The sequence below is a fragment of the Streptomyces sp. NPDC003011 genome (assembly GCF_053591515.1).
In genome coordinates this window covers 1-9,521 of the sequence record NZ_JBSFTY010000159.1, presented here as the reverse complement: position 1 = coordinate 9,521, position 9,521 = coordinate 1, and the positions used below count along the sequence as shown (strand labels likewise).

Sequence of the window (9,521 nt, the reverse complement as noted above, 5' to 3'; positions counted from 1 at the left end):
AAACATCAACGAACCGGCGTTTTTCTTGTGGGGTGTCATACTTTAGGGGGGCGGGGCGGGGGGGGGCCCCCCCCCCCCGCGCGACGCCGGCCGGTTCAGCAGTCAGCCGGGAAGAAGAATCCCAGCAGAGGAATGCCCAGCAGGGTCAGTCCCAGACTGTCTTGGCCGGTGCACTCTTTGGTGTCCGAGGTGTCGGAGGTGTCCGAGGTACCGAAGATGTCCGAGTGGGGTGCGCGTGAGCGCTGGTTCGCTTCGTCGGCGACAGCGGAGCCGCCGAGAACCGCGACGCTGAGGGCGAGGCTGCACAGCACCGTGACGGTGCGCTTCATGGGTGTCATAGGAACAAACTAGGCACATACGCGACATTTATACGCATTTCAGACAGGCCAGCCGAGTGATTCCCCACGCCACGATCAGCAGCGACCAGTGGACCTGGGTCTGCCGAACCGCCCTGCCCTGCCCTGCCCTGCCCTGCCCTGGCGATCGGACGACTGCGCAGCCTCTTCCGTACCCTGGCGGCATGCGCATGCGTCCCACTTTGAGCTGGACCCCAGCCGAGGACCTGCCGCCGGGCACCACGGATCTGGAGCCGGTCGCCAACGCGCTGAGCAGCGGTGGTGTGCTGGTGCTCAGCGGGGCGGGTCTCTCCACGGAGTCGGGCATCCCCGACTACCGGGGCGAGGGCGGGAGTCTGAGCCGGCACACCCCGATGACCTACCAGGACTTCACCGCCAGCGCCCAGGCCCGGCGCCGGTACTGGGCGCGCAGCCACCTCGGCTGGCGCACCTTCGGCCGCGCCCGGCCCAACGCCGGACACCGGGCCGTGGCCGCGTTCGCGCGGCACGGCCTGCTCTCCGGTGTCATCACCCAGAACGTCGACGGCCTGCACCAGGCCGCGTGCAGCGAGGGGGTCGTAGAACTCCACGGAAGCCTTGCGCGGGTCATCTGCCTTTCCTGCGGCGCCTCCAGCCCGCGCCGCGAACTTGCCCGGCGGCTCCAGGAGGCCAATGCGGGCTTCGATCCGGTGGCCGCCGCGATCAACCCGGACGGCGACGCGGACCTCACCGACGACCAGGTCGCGGACTTCCGCGTGCTGCCCTGCACGGTCTGCGGCGGCACCCTCAAACCGGACGTGGTGTTCTTCGGCGAAACCGTTCCACCGGCGCGGGTCGAGCACTGCCGCACACTGGTCCGTGAGGCGGACTCGCTGCTGGTCCTGGGCTCCTCGCTGACGGTGATGTCGGGGCTCCGGTTCGTCCGCCAGGCAGCCCAGGCCGGGAAGCCGGTACTGATCGTCAACCGGGACCCGACCCGCGGCGACCAGCACGCCGTCACCCGGGTCGCACTCCCGCTGGGAACGGCCCTCACCACCGTGGCCGGCCGGCTGGGCATTTCCGTCGACGGCGAGGTGACGGCCCAGCCAGGACAGTGACGCCTCGGCCGCGGCGGTGACGAGCCGGTCAGCAAAGTCATCGAGTCGGCCTCAACAGGTGTATTCCAGTGCCTCGAAGGTCCGGCTGAGGAGCGGCCCGTACTCAAACCCTGACGGGCCGCGGCCAGTTGAAGCGGTGGCTGCCCCGGCCGGTGACACCTCCTCACCGCGGTCAGAGCGGTCAGAGCGGTCAGAGCGGTCAGAAGGGCAGGCGGCCACGGGTGCGACGACCGGCCGAGCCGCTGCGGCCCACGGCGCGGGAACTGGTGTGGAAGGGCTTGCTGAAGAGCCTGCCCAGGACACCGGGCGCCTTCCCGCCGGCTCGCGCGCCGGCGCCGAGCGAACGCTGCGTGCCGCGCTCCGGATGTCGGGACAGACGGGGGACGAAGAAGGCCAGTACGGCCAGGACCACACACACGGCGACGATGGCGGCGATAATCACGAGTCGGCTCCCTTGATTGGCTGGGGAGACACAGGTGCCCCGTCACCTCACTTCTATGTGACGGGACCCCGGGTCCTGCCGGTCGGCGCCGCGCGGTTGTGGGCACTTCGGCCGGTGGCCCTGAGGTGGATCGACGGAAGCGTCAGAGGAAGCGGCGGATCGGGAAGACGGCCGCCTCCCCCAGTCGCCGCATGACGGAGCGGCGTGTCCAGCGGCCCTTCTCGATCCGCTCGCTGGCCCGCAGGTCGTCATCGAAGTGCTGGTCGAGGGTGGCGGTGAAGTCCTCGTCCAGGACGGCGAGCATGACTTCCTCGTCGTGGTCGAGAGAGCGGCGGTTGAAGTTGGTGGAGCCGGTCAGGGCGGCGATCCGGTCGACGGTGATGATCTTGGCGTGCATCATCGTCGGCCGGTACTCGAAGATGCGCACCCCGCAGTCGAGCAGGTCTTCGTAGAAGTGCTGGCCGGCCAGCTGGCAGACGCGCTTGTCGGTGTGGGGGCCGGGCAGCAGGATCTCCACCTCGACGCCGCGTCGGGCCGCAGCGCACAGCAGGTCGATGAAGTAGGCGTCCGGGGCGAAGTAGGCGGTGGCGAGCCGGAAGCGGACCTGAGCGGATTCGATCATGACCCGCAGCAGGGTCTGCATGTCCTGCCAGCCGAAGCTGGCCGAGCCGCGGACGACCTGGATCACGGCGCCGCCCTGCGGCGTGTGCTCGGTGAAGCGGTCGCGCGCGTCGAAGAGGGTGTCGTGGCACTCGGCCCAGTTCTGTGCGAAGGCGGCGGCGATGCCGTCCACCGCGGGCCCGGACACCTGGACATGGGTGTCGCGCCATTCACTCTCGTTGCGGGCGTCTCCGCACCATTCCTCGGCTATGCCCACCCCGCCGGTGAACGCCGTCTCCTCGTCCACGACGAGCACTTTGCGATGGCAGCGGTGGTTCTGCTTGAACGGGGTGAGGTACAAGGGCTTGCGGAACCACGCCACCTCGACCCCGGACCGGGCCATCACGTCCAGCAGGTCGCGTTCGATCAGCCGGCTGCCGAAGCCGTCCAGCAGCAGCCGTACGCGCACACCGGCGCGAGCCCGCTCCGCCAGCGCCGTGGCGAACTCGCGGGCGATCTCGCCGCGCCAGTACACGAACGTCATCATGTCCACGGTGTGCTGCGCGCCGCGGATGCTCTCCAGCATGGCCGGGAAGATCTCGTCCCCGTTGCGCAGCGCCACAAGGGCGTTGCCTTCCGTGGCGGCGATGCCGATCAGACGCTCCAGGCGACGCCGCATCCGCTGTTTGTGCTCCTCGACAGGCAGGGACAGCGCGGCGGTCGCCGGGAGCCCTTCCGCCTCGCTTCGTGTGCTCGTCACGGCTCCCCCGTCCAGTCGAAGATGGCCGCTCCGTGCGTCGGGCGGCGCCGAGGCGACTGTACACACGAACCGATCGCGGTGATGAGCGGGCCCTTGCCGCGCCACGGCTGCGCGTTCGGCGGCCCATACGTCCATGCCGCCATGCCGCCATGCCGGCATGCCGGTCGGCCAGGAGAACCCAGTCCGCGACGTCACCCGAACCCGGTCCGTCCCACTGACCCGCTTCCGTCGCCTTCCCGGCACGGGACACGGCATCGGCGACCGGATCGGTGCAGAGGGCCCCCTCCCAGGCACAACCCTCGATCCGCGGCGGCCCTTCGAGGGCGACGACGCCGTCATGGACGCCGGGCCGGGTACTTCACCTCCGGTTGCCGAGCCGGAGTCTCAGGTGCGGGCCAGAGTGTGGTCGAGGAGGTGGAGCAGGCGGTCCCAGTGGCGCTGCAGGGCGGAGGAGTTGAAGGCGTCGGTGTCGGCCATGGTGAAGCCGTGGACGGTGCCGGGATAGATCTCGGAGATGTGGTCGACACCCGCGGCATCCAGCGCCTGGTCGAGCTCGCCGAGGGTCTCGGGCGTCATGTCGGTCTCGGCGTGGCCGAAGTAGACCTGGCCGGTGAGGCGGTGCAGGCTGTCGGGCCCGTCGGCGCCCACGGGGCCGTGGAATGCGGCGACGGCGGCCACCTGGCCGGGGTGGGCCGCGGCGGTGCGTACCGCCAGGAGGCCGCCTATGCAGTAGCCGGTCACCGCGACCGGTCCGGCGTCGGCCTCGGGCCGGCTGGTGAGGAACCTGAGGTAGGCGTCGGCGTCGCGCAGGACACGTGCGGTGGTGTGCGCCTCGATCAAGGGCATCAGCTGGGCCATGACCGCGGGCCGGGCCTCTTCCCCGATGTGCTCGGGGAGTTCGATCACCGGTGCCGGGCCGTGCCGGTAGAACAGGTTGGGGACGAGCACGTAATAGCCGTGCCCTGCCAGTTCGCGGGCCATCTCCCGCAGCACGGGCCGGATACCGAAGCCGTCCGCGTACATCAGCACCCCTGGGTGCCGCTCACCGTGGTCGGGGAAGGCGGCGAAAGCGTCGGCCTGGCCGTCCATGGTGGGGATCTGCAGCGTCCTGACGGGCAAGGGCTTCCTTCCGGTTCACTGGAAAACGTTCGTGGCACTAACGTTTTCGCACGAGTGAACGTACATCGTTAGTCGCACTAACGCAACGGCTAGGATGGTCCCCATGAGCAGAGCCGAAGCCGCAGACGTGCCCGACGACGGCGTGCTCAAGACGCCCGGCAGGCTGCGGCAGCGGGCGAGCCGGTTGTTGTCGCAGCTGACCATGCGGTCGGACCGGCTGATCACCGAGGGGCTGGCCCGAGCCGACGCCCGCAAGTGGCACTACGCCGTGCTCGCCTCACTGCAGGAGTACGGGCCGGCCAGCCAGGCGGAGCTGAGCAGGCGCTCCGGCATCTACCGCAGTGACATGGTCGGCGTGCTCAACGAACTGGCCCGGCGTGACCTTGTCGAGCGGACGCCGGATCCTGACGACCGGCGCCGCAACGTCATCACCGTCTCCGCCCAGGGCCGCCGTCATCTGCGCCGCCTCGACAAGGTCCTGGACGCCCTCCACGACGAACTGCTCGCGCCGCTGAGCCCGGCCGAACGCGACCAGTTCGTGCAGCTGCTCACCCGCTTGCTGGACCACCACACCCGAGCCTCCTGACCCGAGGGAACCTTGGCCCCGAGGCACCGCTTCACTGCTCATGGAGGCACCGGCGTCTTCGTCGGCAGCGCCGTCGCCCCGACCCGCACCGGGGGCCGGTTCAGTGGCGGAAGGCGTCCACCGGTTCGATGCGGGCGGCACGCAGAGCGGGGTAGGCACCCGCGACGAGGCCGGTCACCGTTCCGATCAGCGGGGCGAGGAAGGCGACCGTCGTCGGGAGAATGGGGGTCCACTGCTGGAAGAGGGCGACAGCCACGACGGCGACGACGCCGGTTGCGGCGCCGATGAGTCCGCCCACGCTTCCGATCAGAGCGCTTTCGGTGAGGAACTGCGCCGTCACATGACGGCGGCGCGCGCCCAGGGCCCGGCGCAGCCCTATCTCTCCCGTCCGTTCCAGGACCGCGATCAGCGTGGTGTTGGCGATGCCGACCGTCCCGATCGCCAGGCTGACTCCCGCGAGCAGCAGGAACAGACTGTTCAGGTCGGTGGTGACATGGTTTTTCAGGGAGCGGGGGTCGGGCGGTGCGACGGCGTGCAGGGTGTCGGGCCGATCGGGGCGCAGGGCGAGAGGGAGCTGCGCGGCCACGTCGGCGGCGGCACCCAGCTCGGTGTCGACGATCATCTGCGTCGGCTCGTCCTGCTTGCCGGGCGGCCCCCACAGACGCTGTGCGGTTCCGGACGGGACGATGACCGCGGCGAGAACCTCCGACTTGCGTTCCACCTCGCTGACGATGCCGATGACCGTGACCGGTGTTCCGCCCAGGAAGACGACCGGCTGACGGTCGAGCCGGGTGATGCCGAGGCGCCGTGCGGCACCCGCGCCGATGACCGCGACCGGCTCGGCCCGGCGGTCCAGGGCGAGGTCGTAGAGCCGCCCGCTGTGCAGGGTCGGGCGGAGGGCGGGCAGGGCTCCGGCGGAGGCCGCGATGACGGGCAGCTGCTCCGAGGGCGCGCCGGGCAGGGGGACCCCGGTGACGCCACCGACGCGTTCGGAGGCGAGTGCGGAGTACGTACCCGCGCTCCGTACGCCGTTGATCTGCGCGGCCCGTGCGTCGGCGTCGCCGGGGAACAGGGAGCCGGCGGAGGTGATGTCCTCGGCCCGGCCGACGTCCGACTGGCGGACCGTCACCTCGGTGGCGGTCAGTGCGTTGAAGCGTTCGGAGATCTGGCCGGTGGCGCTGGCGGTCATCCCCAGCACGGCCACGACCGTGCCCACGCCGAGGACGACGCCGAGCATCGTCAGCATCGTGCGGACGGGCCGTTGCAGTACGCCGGCCAGCGCCTCGCTCAGCAGGTCCGCGAAGGGCAGGGTCGAGGTGGGCACGGTCGTGGCCCGGTCGGAGTCCGGGATGTGTCGGGGTGTCATGGGCTCGTGATCCGTACGGTGCGGTCTTCGGTGAGGACCCCGTCCCGCATGCGTACGACACGTTCCGCGCCGTCGGCCACCGAGGTGTCGTGCGTGATCATGACGATCGTGACGCCTTCCTGGTGCAGTGCCGCGACGAGGTCGAGCACGGTGCGGGCGGTGCGGGAGTCGAGATTGCCCGTGGGTTCGTCGCAGAGCAGGAGGGAGGGCTGGACGGCGAGAGCACGGGCGATGGCCACGCGCTGCCGCTCGCCTCCCGAGAGCGTGGTGGGTTCGGCGTGCAGTCGGTGGCCCAGGCCCACGCGTTCGAGGGCCTGGGCCGCCAGAGCCGGCCGCCGGCGGCGCGGGATGCCCGAGTACAGCAGGCCCAGGGCGACGTTCTCGGCAGCCGTGCGGTGCGGCAGCAGGTGAAATGCCTGGAAGACGAAGCCGATCCGGCGGGCCCGCAACGCGGTGCGTTCGGCGTCGGGAAGGCCGGTCGTGTCGATGCCGTCGAGCGCGTAGCGGCCGCCGGTGGGCCGGTCGAGCAGCCCGATGACATGGAGCAGCGACGACTTGCCGGAGCCGGAGGCGCCGACGACGGCGACGTACTCTCCCCCGCGGACCGTCAGGTCGCAGGACCGGACCGCCGCCACCGGCGGCACGGAGGGGTAGGTGAGCTCCACACCGGTCAGCTCGACGACGGGCGGGCGGCCGCGGGGCGGGACGAGCGTCGGGGGCGGCGGTGAGGTCATCGGCCGGCCCCTCCCGACGGTGAGGTGTCGCCGCCCTCGGCGGCGGGTTCGAGTACGTCGTCCTCGGGCTGAGAGATCACGACGCGTTCACCGGCACGCAGGGCGGCGTCCCGCTCGGGGGTGACGGCGACGACGCCGTTCGCGGACATACCCGCGGTGACGGGAACCTGGCGCTGCTCGCCGGAGGGCAGCATCCGTACGACGTTGGTGGTGCCGTCGGGCGCGGCGAAGAGGGCCGCGACCGGGACCACCAGTACCTTGCCGGAGCTCGCCGCGGTCTCGATCCTCAACTGGACGTTGCTTCCGGCGAGGCCGGCGTCGAGCGTCCCGGTCGGGGTGACGGTCAGCGGATGGCTGTTCGCCCCCGTGTCCTTGTCCTGGACGAGCGGCCCCACCGAGGCGACGGTGCCCTTGGCGGAGACGCCGGTGGTCTCGGAGAGGATGTGCACCGTCTGCCCTTTGCGTACGAGGTCGCGGCGGCCGGGGTTGAGGCTGCCCCTGATCTCCAGCCGTCCCGAGGACAGGGTCACCAGGGGAGCCTTGACCGGCGCTCCGAGCGTCGCCTGGGTGGCTGCGACCCGGGCAGGGAAAGCCGGCAGGAACACGAATTCACTGGTGGGGAGCATCGGGCCGGACCGGGCACGGACCGCGCCGAGGTCACTGCGGGCTCGCTCCAGCCTCTCCTCGGCGCGCTGCGTGCTCGTCGTCCGCGGCCCGCCGTCCGGGGGGCCGTCGCCGCGGGCAGCGTCCAGCGCGTCCTCCGCTTCGGCCACCCGGTCCTCGGCCGCGGACAGCGTCTGTTCTTCGCCGGTGGTGGGCACGTCGTACCCGATGGCCTCGTACAGGGCCCGCAGGGCGGTCTTGGTGCCCGCGCCGAAGGTGCCGTCACTCTCGCCCGGATCGTGGCCCAGTTCCTTCAGGGCGGCCTGTAGTTGCGCCACGTCCTGCCCCTTGGCGCCGGGCCTCAGGTCGCGGTAGGCGGGTTTGCTGCCCGGCAGCGCGAAGAGCGGGCGGCCGGACACCTCCAGGATCACCTCGCCGGGGCGGATCTCCTGCCCTTGCTCGGCCTTGACGGCGGTGACGACGGTCTGGGCCTCCTTGGACGACGGGGTGACCTCGACCGTGCGGGAGGAGGCGACGTCACCGCGCAGGACGACGGTGGAGGTCAGGACGCGCCGCTCGACGGTGGAGGTCAGGGTCGTGCGTCCGGGGCCTGAGGCGTCCGCCGCCACCTGCTGTGGTGAGCGGATGGCGGAGCCCGCGACGAAGCCGGTGGCGATCAGGGTTGCCGCGGCGACCGTACTGCCGGCCAGCGTCCGGCGCCTGCTGCGCAGCGTGTTCTTCGGCACGCTCTTCGTTCCTTCCGGCGTGTCCGGTGTCATCGGCCCAGCAGTCGGGCGACACGAGCCATGACCGCTTCCTTGCCGCGGGCGTACTCGGCCAGCTGCTGGCTCTGCTCGTCGACAACCCGTTCCTGGTAGGCCCGCTCGACCGCTGCCATGGTTTCGGCGACACGGGCCGTGCGACCGCACCTGACTTCCGCGACCGCCACCGCCTTCTCGAGGGTGGAGGCGCTGTCCGTGGCCTCCCACCGCGGATCCGCCCACGCGTCCTTCGGTTTCTCGTAGTCGAACCCGGCCCGCTTCATGCAGGCGCTCCACTTCGCGAGGACCCCGACCACCCGCGGATCCTCGGTGATCTTGCCCTGCAGATTGATGGCCAGGGCGTTGGGATAGTTCTCGTTCCACTCGGGGTCGCTGCCCTGACGCAGAGTGCGGCGGGCCTCCGCCACGCAGCCCCCGTCCGGCACCTTCTTTCCGCCGAGACTCCGGCTGCCCTGGCCGGTGAGTACCGAACGCAGCTGTGGCGACAGCCGGGAGGCGAACTCCTGACCAGCGCCGGCGCCGGCGTCGGCGCCTTCGCCGGAGCCCTCGCTCTCAGGCGTGTCTCGGGCGTCCGCCTGGGCGTCCCCCGCGAGGGCGGCGTGGTAACCGTGCCGACGAGCGGCGTCCTCGTCGTAACGGATGTACGCGTCGGCACCGTAGTGGAAGGTGTCCGGAACATCGAGATCGACCGGTGGTGGTTCCCACTGCAGTCCGAATCGCTGTGCACACTGGATGCGCAACCGCTGTTCCGCCGCGAACATCAACTGTGACTGATGCTGCGTCATGATGTAGGAGTTCAGGGGTTGTTCGATGTTTCCGGGGTTCTTGATCGGGGTCACTTCGATCGGTGGCGGCCCGGCGGACGCCTCGGTGTCCGCGTCCGCGGCCGAACAGCCGACGACGGCCAGCAGCGGAATCAGACCGCACACCAGCCAGGTGGCACGACGTCGTGCCGAGCGCCCTGTGTCGCCCATGGCCTGGTTCTCCTTCAGATGGGACGTCCGGTCGGGGGCGGCGGGCGGCGAGCCGTTCGACCGACCCCGTCTACTGGGACGACCTGGTGAAGAACCTCGGCCTCCAGGCCCTGTACGCGGTCG

The 9,521-nt window shown here is 70.8% G+C and carries 10 protein-coding genes; 2 read left to right on the top strand and 8 right to left on the bottom strand.

Going from position 1 to position 9,521, the window contains the following annotated elements; translation table 11 throughout:
• Positions 1-95 precede the first annotated feature (95 nt).
• The gene (locus tag ACWD0J_RS40545) at positions 96-329 is read right to left on the bottom strand and encodes a hypothetical protein (protein WP_451500879.1); all 234 of its coding nucleotides are present in this window, start codon (positions 327-329) and stop codon (positions 96-98) included.
• 191 nt (positions 330-520) lie between these two features.
• On the opposite strand from ACWD0J_RS40545, the gene ACWD0J_RS40540 reads away from it, so the two are divergent.
• Positions 521-1,432, top strand: a complete 912-nt coding sequence (locus tag ACWD0J_RS40540) for an NAD-dependent protein deacetylase (RefSeq protein WP_451500878.1) — start codon at positions 521-523, stop codon at positions 1,430-1,432.
• A 199-nt stretch (positions 1,433-1,631) separates the two neighbouring features.
• On the opposite strand, the gene ACWD0J_RS40535 is transcribed toward ACWD0J_RS40540, so the two are convergent.
• From ACWD0J_RS40535 to ACWD0J_RS40525, 3 genes are all read right to left on the bottom strand, one after another.
• Complete coding sequence (locus ACWD0J_RS40535; protein ID WP_451500877.1) at positions 1,632-1,874, bottom strand: DUF6411 family protein; 243 nt, start codon at positions 1,872-1,874, stop codon at positions 1,632-1,634.
• 142 nt (positions 1,875-2,016) lie between these two features.
• Complete coding sequence (locus ACWD0J_RS40530) at positions 2,017-3,153, bottom strand: phospholipase D-like domain-containing protein (protein ID WP_451500880.1); 1,137 nt, start codon at positions 3,151-3,153, stop codon at positions 2,017-2,019.
• 465 nt (positions 3,154-3,618) lie between these two features.
• Complete coding sequence (locus ACWD0J_RS40525; protein ID WP_451500876.1) at positions 3,619-4,353, bottom strand: dienelactone hydrolase family protein; 735 nt, start codon at positions 4,351-4,353, stop codon at positions 3,619-3,621.
• A gap of 103 nt (positions 4,354-4,456) precedes the next feature.
• Between ACWD0J_RS40525 and ACWD0J_RS40520 the strand changes: the two genes are divergently transcribed.
• On the top strand, positions 4,457-4,939 hold the full coding sequence (locus ACWD0J_RS40520) for a MarR family winged helix-turn-helix transcriptional regulator (protein ID WP_451500875.1): 483 nt from the start codon (positions 4,457-4,459) through the stop codon (positions 4,937-4,939).
• Between the two features lie 100 nt (positions 4,940-5,039).
• Here the strand turns inward: ACWD0J_RS40520 and ACWD0J_RS40515 are convergent, their stop codons facing one another.
• Genes ACWD0J_RS40515 through ACWD0J_RS40500 form a run of 4 tightly spaced genes read right to left on the bottom strand, consistent with a single transcriptional unit; the run spans position 5,040 to position 9,398 of the window.
• On the bottom strand, positions 5,040-6,305 hold the full coding sequence (locus tag ACWD0J_RS40515) for an ABC transporter permease (RefSeq protein WP_451500874.1): 1,266 nt from the start codon (positions 6,303-6,305) through the stop codon (positions 5,040-5,042).
• Positions 6,302-7,039: an ABC transporter ATP-binding protein gene (locus ACWD0J_RS40510; protein WP_451500873.1), complete on the bottom strand. Its 738-nt coding sequence runs from the start codon at positions 7,037-7,039 to the stop codon at positions 6,302-6,304. Before ACWD0J_RS40510 ends, ACWD0J_RS40515 begins: the two co-directional genes overlap by 4 nt.
• A complete protein-coding gene (locus ACWD0J_RS40505; RefSeq protein WP_451500872.1) occupies positions 7,036-8,388 on the bottom strand; it encodes a peptidoglycan-binding protein in 1,353 nt (450 codons plus the stop codon). The genes ACWD0J_RS40510 and ACWD0J_RS40505 overlap by 4 nt, the downstream gene beginning before the upstream one ends.
• A gap of 29 nt (positions 8,389-8,417) precedes the next feature.
• Positions 8,418-9,398: a hypothetical protein gene (locus tag ACWD0J_RS40500; protein ID WP_451500871.1), complete on the bottom strand. Its 981-nt coding sequence runs from the start codon at positions 9,396-9,398 to the stop codon at positions 8,418-8,420.
• Positions 9,399-9,521 lie beyond the last annotated feature (123 nt).

What these genes read in the sequence shown, in the direction of transcription:
- ACWD0J_RS40515 (WP_451500874.1), bottom strand. Translation starts at nt 6,305, where the DNA reads ATGACACCCCGACACATCCCGGACTCCGACCGGGCCACGACCGTGCCC.
- ACWD0J_RS40510 (WP_451500873.1), bottom strand. Translation starts at nt 7,039, where the DNA reads ATGACCTCACCGCCGCCCCCGACGCTCGTCCCGCCCCGCGGCCGCCCG.
- ACWD0J_RS40530 (WP_451500880.1), bottom strand. Translation starts at nt 3,153, where the DNA reads ATGCGGCGTCGCCTGGAGCGTCTGATCGGCATCGCCGCCACGGAAGGC.
- ACWD0J_RS40500 (WP_451500871.1), bottom strand. Translation starts at nt 9,398, where the DNA reads ATGGGCGACACAGGGCGCTCGGCACGACGTCGTGCCACCTGGCTGGTG.
- ACWD0J_RS40545 (WP_451500879.1), bottom strand. Translation starts at nt 329, where the DNA reads ATGAAGCGCACCGTCACGGTGCTGTGCAGCCTCGCCCTCAGCGTCGCG.
- ACWD0J_RS40520 (WP_451500875.1), top strand. Translation starts at nt 4,457, where the DNA reads ATGAGCAGAGCCGAAGCCGCAGACGTGCCCGACGACGGCGTGCTCAAG.
- ACWD0J_RS40540 (WP_451500878.1), top strand. Translation starts at nt 521, where the DNA reads ATGCGCATGCGTCCCACTTTGAGCTGGACCCCAGCCGAGGACCTGCCG.